Origin of the sequence: Arthrobacter sp. CAN_A214, assembly GCF_015751955.1 — a bacterium.
Taxonomy (GTDB): Bacteria; Actinomycetota; Actinomycetes; order Actinomycetales; family Micrococcaceae; genus Arthrobacter_D.
Genome location: NZ_JADOUU010000003.1, coordinates 235,737 through 251,506 on the forward strand (window position 1 = coordinate 235,737; position 15,770 = coordinate 251,506).

Consider the following 15,770-nt stretch of genomic DNA (forward strand, 5'->3'; position numbering starts at 1 on the left):
TGCACTTCGCGAAAGGCTTTACCATGCGAGTTGGTCTCATCCGAGCACTGTCCACCACCGATCAACGGCTCCTCCACACGCACGGCCGACTGCTGCACACCACCTTCGGCTTCGACGTAACCACGCGCTGCGTCCCGGACCAGCCCTACGGAGTCCACGATGCCGCATCGCTGGAAGCGGCAACTCCCAAGGTGGTGGAATTGGCCTGCGAGCTGGCGGGAGAAGTCGACGCCCTCATCATCAGCTGCGCAGCCGACCCCGGGCTCGATGAGACCCGCGCCGTCGTCGGCATTCCAGTGATCGGGGCGGGGTCGGCGGCTGCGGCGGCGGCCCTCGCTTTTGGTGGTCGCGTTGGTGTGCTCGGTTTGAAGAATCAGGTGCCCAGCCCGATTTCCAGCGCCCTGGGGGAACGGATGGTCCTCATCGACGGGCCCGACGGCGTGGAAACTCCCAACGGCTTCCTCCTGCCCACCGGTATCTTCGACACCCTGGCCGGAGCGCAGATGCTCGCCGAAGCCGGGGCCGGCGTCATTCTCCAGGCCAGCACCGGCCTCAGCAGCATCGGCATGGCAGAAGTCCTTCGGCACAAGCTCGGTCTTCCGGTGATCGACGCAGTGACTGCCGCCGGGTCCATGCTGACGGCTGCGGTATCGATGCGGAGGTCGCAGCTCGCCTAGGGAGCTCGCCGTCAGCCCAGGCCAGGTGCCCGCTTCGCCCAGCCCGTGGCCTGCTCGAACGCATAGGCGACCTGCAGCAGCTCGACGTCCTTCCCGGAGGCCATGGACAGCTGCAGGCCCACGGGCAGGCCGCCCTCGCTGAAGCCTGCCGGAACCGACACCGCCGGCAGCCCGGTTGCCGAGATCAGGCACGCGGAGCGCATCCAGTCGAGGTACGTCTCGAACTCCACACCATTGACCGATGTCGGATACCGCTCCGCCGCGTCGAACGGCAACACCTGGGTGGCCGGGCTCGCAAAGACGTCGTACTTCCCGAAGAACTCGCGCACGCCCGTGTCCAGCCTGGTGCGGGCCAGTGCTGCGTCCACGAGATCCTGCCCGGTCAGCTCCCAGCCCTTCACCACGTTCCACCTGACCTCGGGCTTGATGACGTCACCGTGCTCGATCACCAGATCCCCATAGTTCAATGCGAAGTCGAACGCCCGCGTGGTTCCGAACACCTCGTCGGCGTCGCGCAGGTCCGGGGCAGCTTCCTCGACGATCGCGCCGAGGTCCGCGAACACGGTGAGCTGACTCTCGAGGACACGCAGAACCTCCCGATCCACCGGCACACCGAGACCGAAATCCGCAGACCAGCCGATCCGCAGGCCCGTCAAGTCCCGCTGCAGCGGCGCTCCGAACGAGCCCTGCACCGGATAGCCGTAGGGCACTGCTGCATCGGGCCCGGCGATCGCCGCCATTCCGAGGGCAAGATCCTCGACGTCGCGCGCCATCAGGCCTGCCCGCCCGAGCCACGCCCACGCATTGCGGGCGGGTGCCATCGGCACCACCCCGAGCGACGGCCGGTAGCCCACGACATTGCAGAACGACGCCGGGATACGCAGTGACCCGCCCATGTCACTGCCGTCGCCGAGCGGCTGGATGCGCGCCGCGATCGACGCCGCCACTCCCCCGCTGCTGCCGCCGGCGCTGCGCGAGAGGTCGTACGGGTTGACCGTCGTGCCGAACACTTCGTTGAAGGTGTGCGAACCTGCAGCGAACTCCGGCACGTTCGACTTCCCTGTCGTCACCACTCCGGCTGCCTTGAGCCGGCCGATCAGAAGGTCGTCGAAGGTTGGCACGAAATCCCGAAAAATTACCGATCCCGAGGTGGTCCGCAGGCCCTTCGTGTTGTTCGTGTCCTTATGCGTCATGGGGAGTCCGTGCAGCGGGGGCAGGTCCGCGCCCGACGCCGTCCGCTCGTCCGCCGCGGCTGCAAGCGCGGCAGCTCCCTTCCGGTCCTGTGTCACGACGGCGTTGATCGCACCGTTCACCTCGTCGATCCTCGCGAAGTGGGCCTCGAGAGCCTCCCGAGCGGACACCTCCCGCCGCCGGATGGCACCGGTGAGTGCGGTCGCGGACATGGTGCTGGGATCCGTGTCAGTAGCGCTCCCCGGAAGTGCTTCACTCATGAGGCGGTCCCGACCTTGGACAGCAACGCCGTCATCGCGGCCCGCACTCCGGTGGTCAGTGTCGGCTCGATCTGCGGTGCGAAGAAGGGTGAGTGGTTCCCGGGAGGCGGGGTGTCGCCGTCGAGCTTGTCCTGCGGGTGGCCGCCGAAGAACCAGTACACGCTCGGCACGCCGATGGCCTCGGCCAGGAGCCCGAAATCCTCGCTCCCCATCACCGGCGGTGACTCGATCACGGCTTCCTCACCCAGCACGCCACCCAGCACGGCCATCAGGTCCGCAGTGGAGGAGGGGTCGTTGTAGCACTGAGGGAAACTCGAGATCTCGCTGATGTCCGGCGACGGCGCCCCGGAGGCGTCGGCTTCTGCCGCGATGATCCGCCGCAGCGAGCCGAGGACCCGCTCACGCACCTCCGGATCGAACGTGCGCACGTTCACGGAGAACTCCGCCGACGCCGGGATGATGTTCTCCTTCAAACCGCTGTGGAACGTTCCGATCGTCACGACCGCGGACTTCATCGGATGCACCTCGCGCGCCACGATCGTCTGGATCCGCACCACCATGTGTGCGCCGAGCACGATGGGGTCGATCGACTGCTCGGGCTGCGAGCCGTGCGCCTGCTTCCCATGCACGGTCACCTTCCAGGAATCCGCCATCGCCATGGCGGTGCCCTTGCTGATGTTCACCGTTCCGGCGAGCCCCGGCCACACATGCTGTCCGTAGATGATCGACGGTTTGGGCGCCTTGTCCCACAATCCGTCCTCGACCATCGCCTTCGCCCCGGCCCCGGTCTCCTCTCCCGGCTGGAAGATGAACACGACGGTTCCTGCCCACGCGTCCCGGTTCTCGGTCAGCAGCTGCACCGCAGTGAGAGCCACCGTGATGTGGGTGTCGTGTCCGCAGCCGTGCATCACCGGCACCTCCGTGCCGTCGGCCAGCGCGCCCGTCGTCGTACTCGCGTAATCCAGCCCGGTGTCCTCCTGCATCGGCAACCCGTCCGTGTCGGCGCGGTAGCCGATGATCGGTCCGTCGCCGTTGCGCAGGATCCCGACGACGCCCGTCCCGCCGCACAGGAAGGCGTCCACGCCCAGGTGGGTGAGCTTCTCGAGGATGAACGCGGCAGTGTGGGTCTCCTGCATGGACAGCTCGGGGTGCGCGTGGAGGTGCTTGTAGAGCTCGTGCATCGAGGTCTCGGAGGTGTCGGAGAGGTCAAAGACAGCGGTGTCGATGGTCATGGGTTTCCTTTCGGGAGGGAGATAAGGGGTCTAGTTGACGAGCGTAGTCGGCGCCGCGACTTCCTTGCGGGAGCGCAGGAACCAGGCGAGCGTCGCGGTCAGCAGTACCACGATGCCGGTCGCAGGCTTTGCGAGCGCAGGCACGGCGGGCACCAGGACGAAGAGGACTACGATGGCGACGGCGAAGGCGATCACCGTCACGCGCACCTGCCTCATGGTGGCGATGAGCTGCACGAGCACCGCACCGATGATGCTGGGGAAGATGTAAAGGCGGGCGACGTTGACGACGTCCGCCGGGATGATGCTGACGAGGTAGGTGCCGAGCACCCCGACGAAAAGCAGCATCGAGAAAACGTGCACCATCGCCGCGCCGCAGATGGCCATCAGCGCTGCGAATTCCCCGCGCTTGGTGCCGGCCTTTGCGCCGATGGTCGCCTGTGCCACGAGTGCCGAGGGCAGCAGCTTGTTGGCGATGTTGCCGATCATGAACGCCTGATACATCGCGGCCGGGCCGAGCACCGGGAAGTAGGTGATGGGCTCCACGAACCACAGCACGAAGAAGGCTGCGGCCACGGCGAGGTACGCGGTCCAGATCATGTTCCCGGTGATGCCGAGATCCGTGGAGAGCACGAGGTAGAGGGGTGCGGCGAGGGAGAGCAGGAGGGCCGCGGTCATGGTGATCTGGCCCCAGCGGGTGGTGGTGCGGTCGAACTCGGCGAGGGAGCCGGAGGGAGCCGTGGCAGTGCGTGAAGTCACGATCGTTCCTTTCGATTGGGGGTTGCTGCCTAGGCGGCCGGTGCCATTCCGGAGGTATGGGCAATGTAGGCGACGGCCAGTCCGACCAGGATCGAGATGCCGAGTCCCCACTCCCGCAGCCAGGAAGCCGACGTGGCCTTTGCGAGCACCAGGCAGGCGAACATGGTCGCCGCGGAGACGAGGACGGAGATGATGTGGACGGGTGTCTTCCCGAACTCGGCGATGCCGAGACTCGCGAACGCCCCGATGAGCGCTGCCGCCGGGACGATCATCATGAGCGCCGGATTCACCTTGCGGAGCTTCGAGTCACCCTTCGTGAGGATGGGGGTGAGGATCAGCGTGGCGAGCATCCATCCCGCGCCGGAGAGGCTCATGGCCATGAAGGCGACCACGAAGACCGCCTGCGTGTAGTCCGGCCCGCCGAGCGTGGCGCCCATGGTGCCGGCCGCGAGGGATGCCGATGCCGACTCGGTCGCCGCCGATCCCACCAGACCGATACGCACCAGCACCGCCGGGGTGCCGAACAGGGTCAGGAGCGCGATGCTGACGAGGACGACGGCGAGGGACGGTCCGATCGCCGCCACGGCACCGGCGCGGAAGGAGGTCTTCAGCTCCGCGGCCGAAATGTCGGCGGCCGGTCCTGCTTTCTGCGCCGCCTTCATATAGATGAGGGACTGCACGATGATCGCGCCGAAGACGCCGATGGCCAGGACCCAGAGGACCGGCAGATTGGCGATACCGAGAATGTTCGTCGAGGCTCCCTCGGGCGTGAGTGCTGTTTTCATGGCTGCTCCAGGTAGGGGGGATGGTTCATGATGTCGTCGTCGTTCGCGACGGCTCGGCGCTGTCGAGGGCCTTCAGCGCGGAAACGAGCGCGGTGACGCCGGTGGCGATGTCGCTGGTGTCGCTCCATTCCTCGGGGCAGTGGCTCTTGCCGGCCTTCGAGGGAATGAAGATCATGCCCATGGGCGCCAGCGTTGCCATGTGGACGGCGTCGTGCGTGGCGCCGCTGGGGATGGGCATCCAGGGAATGCCCAGGGTGTCCGCCGCCGAGGCGACGACATCCTGGACACCGGAACTTGCGTGAACTACCTCGTTGTCTGTGGACCAGTCGAAGCCGACGTCCACCCCGTATTCAGCGGCCCTGGCGAGGATCTCACCGGTCAACCGGCCCTTGACTCCGCCGAGCCAAGCGGTGTCGACGCTTCGAACCTCGCTCATCATGCGCACCAGGGACGGCACCACGTTCGGCGACCGCGAATCGGACTCGACGCGGGTGGTGGTGGCCACTCCGTGGTTCGGTGCGCCGCACCCCTCGCGGCGGACCGCGAGGACGGCTTCGGCGGCGGCGATCATGGCGTCCTGCCGGTCCGTCATCGACGTCGTTCCCGCATGGTCCGCACGCCCGGAGAAGGTGGCGATGAAGCGCTCGATGCCGGTAATGGCCGTGACGATTCCGAGCGGCAGTTGCCGTTGCTCAAGGGTGGGCCCCTGTTCGATGTGCAGTTCGAGGAAAGCGTGGAGCGGCTTCTTCGCCCACTGGACGTCGGTCAGCGAGGCGGGATCGAGGCCGAAGTCCGTGTAGGCCTCGCCGAGGCGTACGCCGCGGTAGTCCTGCCGGTCGAGGTCCGCTGCCGTCAGTTCCCCTGCGGCGGCGCGGCTTCCGAGGCAGCTCAGCCCGAAGACGTTGGATTCCTCACCGAGGAAATCGACGACGAGGAGGTCCCGGGAAAGACGCGTGCCCGCTTCCCGCAGCTGGCGAGCGGCCTCGACGGCGCCCACTACGCCCACGATGCCGTCGAACCGTCCACCGCCGTCGACGGTGTCGGTGTGTGATCCGGTGACGAGGGCGGGCGCGTTCGGATTGGTTCCCTCGAGCCGTCCGATGATGTTGCCGGCCGGGTCGATGGAGACCTCGAGGCCTGCCTCCCGCATCCGTGCCGCTGTCCACTGGCGTGATTCGAGGTAGGGCCGGCTGAACACCTCGCGGGTCCAGCCGTTCCGATCCGGGTCCCGGTACGCTGCCAGTTCGGCGATGCCGGAGTCGAGGCGCTCGATGGCGCCGGTGTCGTCACTCAGGGTCGTCATGCATTCCTCGTTGTCTGTGCAATCGTTTGCAGATGCTCGCCGAACAGGGAGAGGCCGGTGGAATATGGTCTATATCACACTAGGATCAGGGCGTTACGTCAAGGTTTCAGGGGAATTAAATTCCCGAGGCCGATCCCTCCCTGCAATCCTTTGCACCGTATCGGGTCGGACGCCCTAGACTGCCTCTACGTCCACTGAAGGAGTCCCGACATCACACAGCAGTCTCCCCCCGCGGCGAACCAGCGGGTCACCCTTGCGACGGTGGCGCGGCATGCGCAGGTGCACGTTTCAACCGCCTCGCGTGCACTGAGCGACGACGCCGCGGGAGTGAGCACGGAAACCGTTCAGCGTGTGCGTGAACTCGCGGCGATGCTCGGTTACCGGCGCGACGTCGGTGCGGCAGGTCTCCGGACGGGAAGCTCGCGGCTCATCGGCGTCCTGGTCCCCCGCCTGACCGACATCGTGCTGGCCACCATCTACGAAAGCATCGACGTCGCAGCCGGCGCCGCCGGGTACAGCACGGTGGTGGCGAACACACTCGACGACACCGACCATCGCCGCTCGCACCTCGACGCAATGCTCTCCAGACGCATTGACGGCGTCATCATCGGTGATTCGCGCATCGGTGACACGGCCGCCTACGAGCTGCAAAAACTCGGCGTCCCCTACGTGCTGGTGATGCGGAAGCTCGAAGGCCATCTCTCCGTCACCACCGACGATTTCCTCGGTGGCCGGCTGGCCGCCGAGCACTTGCTGGGACTGGGGCACCGGAGGGTCGGCGTCATCGCGGGAGATGTGCTGGCCAGCACCGGTATCGAACGGACGCAGGGTTTCCGGCAGGCGTACGAGGCAGCCGGATACCCGATCGACGACCGGTACGTGGTGAGCTCCGGTTTCGACACCCGAGGGGGCCTGGCCGCGGGCGTCCAGTTGCTGAACCTGGCGGAGCCGCCCACCGCCATTTTCGCGGTGAACGATTTCATCGCTCTGGGGGCGATGGGGGCCGTCCGTGACGCCGGCAAGAGGCTTCGGGAGGACGTTGCCCTGGTGGGGTACAACGACATCGACATCGCAGCGACCCTTCCCGTCCCGCTGACCTCGGTGCGGTCGGCACTGGGTGACATGGGCAGACTCAGTGTCGAGGCGCTGCTGCTGCGGATGAAAGGGGAGGCTGCGGATCCCGTCCTGCTCCCGCCGGTGCTGGTGCCGCGGGCGACGACGGTCGGCGTCGTCGGCTGATCGCTTCGCCCGGCGGGTATTCCGCTCAGGCCGGGTTCGGCCGGAAGCGACGGATGCTGTAAACGATGAACGCCGCGGCGAGGAGCCCGGAGAGGATCAGGCTCGAGCCGACACTCCAGCCTCCGGGCAGCCACCAGCGTTCGCCCAGCGGCCACCAGTTCGGCATCGGCGGTTGCAGACCCCAGAGGATTCCGAGCGCGAGAAGAATGGCTGCGCCGCCGAAACTGAGGGCGATGTTCCGTTTCGACTTCACACCCTGCGCGGCCGCGGCGAATGCCTTCGTCTTGACGGGCTGCAGCCACTTCCGAGCCCACTCGTACTGCTGCGCGAGGAGGGTCAGCCCGGCAACGAGCGCCAGGAGTCCCGGGCCAGGAAGGACCAGGGCGGCGATCCCGATCAGGACCAGGGTCCAGCCCAACACGAGTCCGACCACACGGCCGACCCCGTGTGGCTTGGTTCGTCCGCCGAATGTAGCCATGAGAATTTGCCTTCCTGTTCGCATCTCCCCCGATCATCCTGCCCGCTGGCCGTGGCTCCCACAACGGAAATCTTCGACCGCTAAAGCTGAAGGCGGGCACAGAAATTTCGCATCCTCGCAGAGATATTGACCCGCATGGTGAGTATGTGCCCATAATGTAAGTAAGTGACGCGCAACACCTTCACCCTGATCCTCAGCCTGTTCCTCCAGAAAGGGCACCAGTGACCATCCCCGAGAACATTGCACCGCTGGAGGGCATCCGCGTCCTTGAACTGGGCAACTACATTGCGGCGCCGACGGCCGGCCGGCTGCTCGCCGACTTCGGTGCTGAAGTCATCAAGATCGAGCGGCCCCACACGGGGGACGAACTGCGGAACTGGCGGCTACACGCCGGCACCACGTCGATGCTGTACCGGACCATCAACCGGAACAAGAAGTCGATGGTGGTGGACCTGCGCACCGAGGAGGGCCGCCAGATCGTCCTCGAACTGGTGAGACAAAGCGACATCGTGCTCGAGAACTTCCGCCCGGGCACCCTCGAGAAATGGGGACTTGGACCTGCGGAACTGGACGCCGCGAACCCCGGCATCATCGTGACCCGGATTTCTGCATTCGGACAGACCGGCCCTCTGTCCGCGCGCCCCGGTTTCGCCGCCGTCGCCGAGGCCTACGGAGGTTTCCGCGAACTCGTGGGCGACCCTGACCGCCCCCCCGTGCGTGTCGGAGTTTCGATCGGCGATTCCATCGCCGGGCTGTATGCAGCTTTCGGGGCCGTCATGATGCTCTTTGCGCGGGAACGGGACCAAGGCGTGCATCGGTCACCGCTGGATCACCGCATCATCGACGTCGCACTGAACGAGGCCATGCTGTCGGTAATGGAATCACTGGTTCCCGACTACAGTGCCTACGGCGTTCGCCGCGAACGCACCGGCGGTCGAATGGAAGGTATTGCACCTTCCAACGCCTACGTCTGCAGTGACGGTGCGAGTATTGTCGTCGCCGGCAACGGAGACAGCATCTTCCGTCGCTACATGACCGTCATCAACCGGCAGGACCTGGCGGAGGACCCCACTCTTCAGTCCAATGCCGAACGGTGGGCCAGGCGGGACATGCTGGACGAGGCGATCGGGGAATGGGCAGCACAGCACACGGCAACCAAGGCACTGGCACTCCTTGAAGAGGCCGGAGTTCCCTCGGGGCCGATCTACACTGCCTCGGACATCATCGGCGACGACCAGTACCGGGCGCGCAACATGATTCAGCGCTTCGACGTGTCAACCGGTGCGGAGACCCTTCCCGACGTCGCCTTCCCCGGCATCACACCCGTGATCGGATCCGCATCGCTTCCAATCCGGAATTTGGGTCCCGACCTCGGAGCGGACACGCACCGGATTCTGGTGGACCTCCTGGGCCGGACACCGGACGAGGCAACCAACATCATCACCCGCACCGGAATCGAAACAGTAGGAGCACCGAAATGAAACCCGACACGAATACCGACGTGCTGGCAGCGGAACGTGGAACGGTGGTCCTGCGGGATGTCACCCTGCGTGACGGGCTCCAGCTGACAGGCGGCCTGCTGTCCACCGAGCGGAAGGTGCAGGTTGTCCGCGAGCTCCTCGCTGCGGGGGTGACCGCCATCGAGATCGGCTCCATGGCGCGCCCCGACCTCGTGCCCTCCATGGCCAACACGATCGAGCTCATCGAAGCCCTGACTCCCGAAGAACTGGATCACTGCTTCGTCTGGGTGGCGACACCCCGGAATGTCGCCCGCGCAACCGCTGCCGGAGCCCGGCACCTGCAGTACTGCCTCAGTGTCACCGATGCCCACAACCAGGCGAACATCGGGCGCACCACGGAAGCGAGCATGGAGGCACTGCCCGAGGCAGTGCGGCTTGCGCGGGCTGCGGGAGCATCGATCCAGCTCTGCCTTGCCACCTCGTTCACCTGTCCCTTCGAAGGCACGGTCGATCCGGAGCGGGTTCTGCGGCTCGTGCTCGATCCCCGCGCGGAAGGCACCTCCGGGGTGGTCATCTGCGACACCCTCGGGCAGGCATCCCCCGGCGAGGTGCGGGCGCTGGTGGCTCGTGTTCGGGACAGCTCCCGCTTCGCTGAAATAGTCTTCCACGGCCATGACACCTGGGGGATGGGTGTGGCCAACGCTTTGGCCGCAGTGTCTTCCGGCGCAAGCATGATCGACGGAGCGCTGGGCGGACTCGGCGGCTGCCCCTTCGCACCGGGCGCCTCCGGAAACACCGCGACGGAGGACCTGCTGTTCGCCCTGAGACCGGAATGGCTCCGGGAGGACAACTTCGGGGCTCTCGTCCGCCTCGGAGAAGCGGTTACGGAGGAAGTCGGGGAAGCTGGTCGCTCGAAGGCGGCCCAGGGCGCCCGTTCACGGGCCGCCGCTTTCAGCTGGGTCATCCCTGGGACGGAGTAGAAGCTGTGCCGGACGGCGTGCGGCGGCCCACGGCATCATCCGGATGCCTGCCACCAAGCATCCGCGTCACCTGCTCAGCTGCCGCCAGGAGGTCTTCCACCCATCGTTCGCACACCTCGAGTGGCATACGGAGGGTCGGCCCCATGATGGTGACCGCACCCAGAAGGTCTGCCTGGGAATCGAAGACCGGTGCAGAAAGACCGCTCGCTCCCGTTTGCCGCTCTCCGGTGGTGATGGCATAGCCGTCCCGCCGGGTCTGCTCCACGGCCGCGCTGAGGGAGCTGCGATCAGTGATGGTGGTTTCAGTCAATTGATCCAGTGAATCGGAGAGAACGTCACGGAGCAGCTCACCGTTCCAGGCCAGCAGCACTCGTCCTGCCGATCCGGCGTGCAGGGGAAGAAGCCGACCCACTTTCATTTCGCGCCGGAGCATGTGGCGGGTCTCGGCCATCGCAACGCACACCCGGTAATTCATGGATGCCTCGAAGAAGCACACGGTCTCGCCGAGCTTGTCACGGAGATCCTGCAGCACCGGTTTGACGACCTCCAAACGGTCGAGGTTCTGTGTTGCGGGCGCCGCCCAGAAAGCCATCTTCAGTCCGACCCGGTAATGGTCCCCTCCTTTGTCCAGGAAGCCGTTGGCGACGAGATTGCCCACGAGCCGCTGGACCGTAGACGTCGGCAGCCCGGTCGCTTCGCGGATGTCCGTCAATGTCAGCTCGGGTTTGCGCAGCGAGAACGCGTCGAGGATGTCACTGATTTTCTTCAGGACCAGCAGGGGTGCAGCTGCTGGCGTGCCGGACGAGACCATGTTCCCATCCTAGGCAGACCGCTCGGCACTTCCCGACATACCAGTAGTTCGTCGAGCTAGGCCGGGTCGGCTCTCAGCTCGGCCTCGTGGTCTGCCGTCAGCAGTACAGCTAGACGGTGGCCACCAGCGTTTCGCCACCGGGCAGCGGCTGGCAGCGCGGACACCACCAGGTTCGACGGCGGCCCGGGTCCCCGGGAACTTCGGCCCGGACACGGATGGTGGTGCCGCAGCGCAGGCACGGCCTGCCGGCCCGGCCCGCCACCCAGTGCTGTTCACCCTTGCGTCGAATGCCGGTGGTGACCTGGTGCGCTCCCGGTTGGGTCGCCGAAAACCGCAGGCACCGGGCGCCCAATGCCACCAGGGCGGGCACCTCGACGGCGCCGATGGGCGTATCCGGATGGACTCCCCGCAGGAAACACAGCTCGTTCGCCCAGAGGTTGCCGAATCCCGCGACGTTCCGCTGCTCAAGCAGCGCCGCCGCGACCCGGGCGCCGGGGTCCCGCAAGAGCCTTCCGATCGCCTCATCGGCCGACCAGTCCTCCCGCAGCGGATCCGGGCCGAGGTGCCCGACGACTCCGTGCTCCGCCGACGTCGGCACAAGGTTGACGACGGGCAGGTTCAGTCCGTACGCCGTCGGACCCTGGACAGTCTCCAGCAGAACGCGTGCCTCAGGGAGAACAGCGCGAGGCACCCGCTTACCGGGCGCGGTGACGGTCCAGGAGCCCTGCATCCGCAGGTGGGTATGCAGCGTGAGCCCACTGTCGAAGCGCGTCAGCAGGTGCTTGCCGTGGGTTGCGTGCCCGACGACGGTCATGCCGTCGAGGGAGTCGGTGGCATGGGATGGAACCCGGAGGTCACCCCTCTGGAGCCTGCGGCCGTCCAGCGCAGCACGGAGCCGGACGGCGAGACGGTAGACGCTGTCGCCCTCGGGCACGGTATCCCCCTGTACTCACGATCGAAACCGCCTCCGCTGGGACGTGCCACGGAGACGTTACTGCAGGATAACTTCCACCACTGACCGAAGTTCCAAGGAACGGGCATGCGTGACAGGGACCGGGGATGTTTCCCGGATGGTCGATACGGTTGCACCATGACGAGTGGAGGAACCGGTTCGAGAAGTGATCCCTGGTGGGAATCCGCGGTCATCTACCAGGTCTACCCGCGGTCCTTCGCCGACGGCGACGGCGACGGCGTCGGAGACCTCGCGGGGATTCTCGCCCGCCTGCCGTACATCGCATCGCTCGGCGTGGACGGAATCTGGCTGACGCCGTTCCAGCCCTCACCCCAGGTGGACCAGGGTTATGACGTCAGCGATTACTGTGGCGTCGATCCCCTCTTCGGCACCATGGAACAGTTCGACGAGCTGCTGGGCCACGCCCATTCGCTGAGCCTGCACATCCTGCTCGACGTCGTTCCCAACCACTGCTCGTCCGAGCACCCGCTGTTCCAGCAGGCGGTCGCAGCCGCGCCCAACTCACCCGAGCGGGCTCTGTTCCACTTCGAGGACGGGCACGACGACGGCACTCCCCCGAACAACTGGCAGAGCGTTTTCGGTGGACCGGCGTGGAGCCGGGTGAACCCCGGCTCGGCCACCGACCAGCAGTGGTATCTGCACCTGTTCTCCCCCGCGCAGCCCGACTGGAACTGGCGGAACCCCCTCGTGGGCGACTACTTCGAGGACGTGCTGCGGTTCTGGCTCGACAAGGGTGTGGACGGGCTGCGTATCGACGTCGCCCACGCGCTGTTCAAGGCCGACGGCCTGCCCGATGCGCCCACAGCCGGCGCCGTCGTCGACGGATTGCGGTCCAATCCGCAGGTATCGGATCAGGAGGAGGTTCACGCGGTGTACCGGCGATGGCGGACGCTCACGGATGCCTACACCCCGGAACGCGTCCTCGTGGGCGAAGTCAACCTCGATCCCCGTCGCGCCGCACGGTACACGCGTAGCGACGAGATGCACCAGGCGTTCGCCTACGCTTTCCTCCGCCTCGGCTGGGACGCTACCGCCTGGGCGTCCGTCGGAACCGAACTTGAAACGGCGCGGCTGGAACATGGAGCCTCCCCCACCTGGGCACTCGAGAACCACGACATCGTCCGCTCGGCAACGCGCTTCGGTGGAGGTGCCCGCGGAACCGCACGGGCCCGCGCCGGCCTGCTCGCCATCCTCGGACTGCCCGGCGGTGCTTATATCTACCAGGGCCAGGAGCTCGGCCTGACCGAGGTCGACGTGCCGCTCGCAGCACGTGCAGACCCGATGTGGGCGCGCGGCGGAGTGTCCCGCGACGGCGCTCGGGTGCCGCTGCCGTGGACGGCGTCGGCGGAGTCCTCCCATGGCTTCTCACTGACGGCACCGGCATCCGAGCCGTGGCTGCCCCTTCCTGCGTCGTGGGGGTCCTCCGCCGTCGAGCTACACCGGGACAATCCGGACTCGACGCTCCGGCTGGTCGTCGCCGCGCTCGAGGTGCGGCGGCAGTTGGCCACCAAGGGCATTTTCGCCCCCGACGACGGCGGCACGTGGCGCGTGGCGGACGGCAACCTCCTCATCTGCGAGCGCGGGCCGGAGTTCTTCGTCGCCGTCGCCATGGGTGATGCCCCCGTGCAGTTGCCCGCGGGTTCGGTGCTGATCAGCGCTGCTCCCCAGGCCGTGGAGGGATGGCTGGAGCCGGACAATGCGGCATGGGTACTGCGGAGCTGACCATGAGCGTCCACATCGGCACCTCCGGCTGGAGCTACGACCACTGGAACGACGTCGTCTACCCCGCCGGAACGCCGTCGGCTAAACGGCTCGGCTACTACGTGCAGCGCTACGGCACCGTGGAACTCAATGCGAGCTTCTACCGCTGGCCCCGCGACACCACCTTCGCCGGCTGGCGTAGGAGGCTTCCGGATGGATTCCTCCTCTCGGTCAAGGCGCCCCGCGGGCTGACCCACGGAAAGAAGCTGTACCAACCCGACGTCTGGGTGGAGCGCATCATCCGCTGCTGGCACGAGCTCGGCGACAAGCGCGCCATCCTGCTGGTCCAGCTCCCTCCGGGCCTTTCTCGCGACGACGCACGGCTCGACTACTTCCTCCACCTCCTGCCCGACTGGATCCGGGTCGCCGTCGAATTCCGCCATGACAGCTGGGACGACGACGCCGTGTACGCCCTGCTGGAGCGCCACGGTGCGGCGTATTGCGTGATGAGCGGCGCGAACCTGCCATGCGTCCTGCGCTCCACCGCGCCATTCGTCTACCTGCGGATGCACGGCCCCGACTCCGAGTACCTCTACGGCGGCTCCTACTCCGATACGGATCTGCACTGGTGGGCGAACCGGATCCGCGAGTGGCAGGGCGCGGGCAAGGACGTCTACGTGTACTTCAACAACGACGGCGGCGGCAACGCGGTGCGGAACGCCGACTCCCTGAAGGGCATCCTCAGCGCGGGGTAACATGCGCTTCGCTGACCCATCAGCCACTACGCTCAGGAAGGAATGAGTCGCGGACTTCCGGCAGAACAGGCGTCGGCTGCGGCTCATCGGATGGGGAGTGTCTGTGGGTGGAGTTCTCCAGGGCTTCCTCGTCATCGCGTGGGTGATCGGCGTCGGCTACGTTCTCGGCAAGCTCGAGGTTCTCGGCCGGGGCGCCCAGGAAGTATTGTCGCGCCTGGTCTTCTTCGCCGGCACTCCCGCCCTGCTGTTCGTCACCCTCATCTCAGCGGACCTGGCGGACGTCGTCTCACCCACGCTGGCGGTTACCGCCATCTCCACCACACTGGTTGCCCTCCTCTACGCCGCCATCGCCCACTGGGTGCTGAAGCGCAGCACCGGAGATACGGTGATCGGCGCACTGGCGTCGTCATATGTGAATGTCGGCAACCTCGGCATTCCCATCACCGTGTTCGTGTTCGGGAACGCGGCTCTCGTGGCCCCCGTGATGCTGTTCCAGGTGGTGGCGATTGCGCCGATTGCGTACGCGATCCTGGACGTCAACGCCAACATCTCCGAGTCCGTGGGAAAGCGTCTCCTGCGGCCGCTGCGGAATCCCATCACGATCAGCAGCTTCCTGGGCATGGGGGTCTCCTGGGCCGGAATCACCGTGCCCTCGATGCTCCTCGAACCGATCGAACTCGTCGCCGGCGTTGCCGTGCCGAGTGCACTGATCGCGTTCGGGCTTTCCCTTGCGGCGGGATTGCGGACGGTCCAGCCGGTATCCGCCGTCGACCTGGCTCTGGTGACGTTCCTCAAACTCGGAGTTCACCCCGCGCTGGCGTTCCTCTTCGGCCACTTCGTCTTCGGCATGGACGGCATTCCCCTGCTGGCGGTCACGCTCTTCGGGGCGCTGCCGACCGCGCAGAACGTGCTGATCGCCGCGATCCGGTACGACTGCGGGCGGGGCATCGCGCGGCAGTCGGCCCTCGTGACGACGGCGCTGTCGATCCTGCCGATGATCGCGATCGTGGCGCTGGTGGACGTGCCCGGGCTGTAGGACTTTTCATTGGCCCGCAGGGGTTGCGGAAATCCTGACGCAATCCTGCTGGTCCGGACGCTGCGAATACGGGAATTTGCCGCTGGTGAGCCGGTAGATTTCAGACAGCACTGGCGCCATCGGGGGAACTGAA

At 66.5% G+C, this 15,770-nt stretch carries 15 protein-coding genes; 7 read left to right on the forward strand and 8 right to left on the reverse strand.

Annotated elements, in window-relative coordinates:
- Positions 1-23 precede the first annotated feature (23 nt).
- Positions 24-677 carry an aspartate/glutamate racemase family protein gene (locus IWX65_RS04735; RefSeq protein ID WP_196881272.1) on the forward strand — a complete coding sequence of 218 codons (654 nt, stop codon included), beginning with the start codon at positions 24-26 and terminating at the stop codon, positions 675-677.
- Between the two features lie 11 nt (positions 678-688).
- On the opposite strand, the gene IWX65_RS04740 is transcribed toward IWX65_RS04735, so the two are convergent.
- Genes IWX65_RS04740 through IWX65_RS04760 form a run of 5 tightly spaced genes read right to left on the reverse strand, consistent with a single transcriptional unit; the run spans position 689 to position 6,204 of the window.
- Positions 689-2,128, reverse strand: a complete 1,440-nt coding sequence (locus IWX65_RS04740; protein ID WP_334683661.1) for an amidase — start codon at positions 2,126-2,128, stop codon at positions 689-691.
- Positions 2,125-3,360 (reverse strand): amidohydrolase, encoded by a 1,236-nt coding sequence (locus tag IWX65_RS04745; RefSeq protein WP_196881273.1) that lies wholly within the window; start codon positions 3,358-3,360, stop codon positions 2,125-2,127. The genes IWX65_RS04740 and IWX65_RS04745 overlap by 4 nt, the downstream gene beginning before the upstream one ends.
- A gap of 30 nt (positions 3,361-3,390) precedes the next feature.
- The gene (locus tag IWX65_RS04750; RefSeq protein ID WP_196881378.1) at positions 3,391-4,119 is read right to left on the reverse strand and encodes a hypothetical protein; all 729 of its coding nucleotides are present in this window, start codon (positions 4,117-4,119) and stop codon (positions 3,391-3,393) included.
- Between the two features lie 26 nt (positions 4,120-4,145).
- Positions 4,146-4,901 (reverse strand): DUF5058 family protein, encoded by a 756-nt coding sequence (locus IWX65_RS04755; RefSeq protein WP_196881274.1) that lies wholly within the window; start codon positions 4,899-4,901, stop codon positions 4,146-4,148.
- A 25-nt stretch (positions 4,902-4,926) separates the two neighbouring features.
- Positions 4,927-6,204 carry a M20 family metallo-hydrolase gene (locus IWX65_RS04760; protein ID WP_196881275.1) on the reverse strand — a complete coding sequence of 426 codons (1,278 nt, stop codon included), beginning with the start codon at positions 6,202-6,204 and terminating at the stop codon, positions 4,927-4,929.
- Positions 6,205-6,465: 261 nt separating this feature from the next.
- On the opposite strand from IWX65_RS04760, the gene IWX65_RS04765 reads away from it, so the two are divergent.
- The gene (locus IWX65_RS04765; protein WP_334683662.1) at positions 6,466-7,443 is read left to right on the forward strand and encodes a LacI family DNA-binding transcriptional regulator; all 978 of its coding nucleotides are present in this window, start codon (positions 6,466-6,468) and stop codon (positions 7,441-7,443) included.
- Between the two features lie 25 nt (positions 7,444-7,468).
- Here the strand turns inward: IWX65_RS04765 and IWX65_RS04770 are convergent, their stop codons facing one another.
- On the reverse strand, positions 7,469-7,921 hold the full coding sequence (locus IWX65_RS04770; protein WP_334683663.1) for a PGPGW domain-containing protein: 453 nt from the start codon (positions 7,919-7,921) through the stop codon (positions 7,469-7,471).
- Positions 7,922-8,142: 221 nt separating this feature from the next.
- Here IWX65_RS04770 and IWX65_RS04775 point away from each other — a divergent pair, with 221 nt between their 5' ends.
- Together IWX65_RS04775 and IWX65_RS04780 are read left to right on the forward strand one after the other, a co-directional pair.
- Complete coding sequence (locus tag IWX65_RS04775; RefSeq protein WP_196881277.1) at positions 8,143-9,402, forward strand: CaiB/BaiF CoA transferase family protein; 1,260 nt, start codon at positions 8,143-8,145, stop codon at positions 9,400-9,402.
- A complete protein-coding gene (locus tag IWX65_RS04780; protein WP_196881278.1) occupies positions 9,399-10,361 on the forward strand; it encodes a hydroxymethylglutaryl-CoA lyase in 963 nt (320 codons plus the stop codon). The genes IWX65_RS04775 and IWX65_RS04780 overlap by 4 nt, the downstream gene beginning before the upstream one ends.
- Here the strand turns inward: IWX65_RS04780 and IWX65_RS04785 are convergent.
- Together IWX65_RS04785 and IWX65_RS04790 are read right to left on the reverse strand one after the other, a co-directional pair.
- A complete protein-coding gene (locus IWX65_RS04785; RefSeq protein WP_196881279.1) occupies positions 10,342-11,172 on the reverse strand; it encodes an IclR family transcriptional regulator in 831 nt (276 codons plus the stop codon). The two genes, IWX65_RS04780 and IWX65_RS04785, sit on opposite strands and share 20 nt — an antisense overlap.
- A gap of 109 nt (positions 11,173-11,281) precedes the next feature.
- Complete coding sequence (locus IWX65_RS04790; protein ID WP_196881280.1) at positions 11,282-12,106, reverse strand: DNA-formamidopyrimidine glycosylase family protein; 825 nt, start codon at positions 12,104-12,106, stop codon at positions 11,282-11,284.
- Positions 12,107-12,262: 156 nt separating this feature from the next.
- Between IWX65_RS04790 and IWX65_RS04795 the strand changes: the two genes are divergently transcribed.
- The 3 genes from IWX65_RS04795 (at position 12,263) to IWX65_RS04805 (ending at position 15,637) form a co-directional block, all read left to right on the forward strand.
- Entirely contained in the window at positions 12,263-13,867 is a 1,605-nt protein-coding gene (locus IWX65_RS04795) for an alpha-amylase family glycosyl hydrolase (RefSeq protein WP_196881281.1), read from the forward strand.
- Positions 13,868-13,869: 2 nt separating this feature from the next.
- Positions 13,870-14,601, forward strand: coding sequence for a DUF72 domain-containing protein (locus IWX65_RS04800; protein ID WP_196881282.1), 732 nt, complete (start codon positions 13,870-13,872; stop codon positions 14,599-14,601).
- A 103-nt stretch (positions 14,602-14,704) separates the two neighbouring features.
- Positions 14,705-15,637, forward strand: coding sequence for an AEC family transporter (locus IWX65_RS04805; protein WP_196881283.1), 933 nt, complete (start codon positions 14,705-14,707; stop codon positions 15,635-15,637).
- The last annotated feature ends 133 nt before the right edge of the window (positions 15,638-15,770 follow it).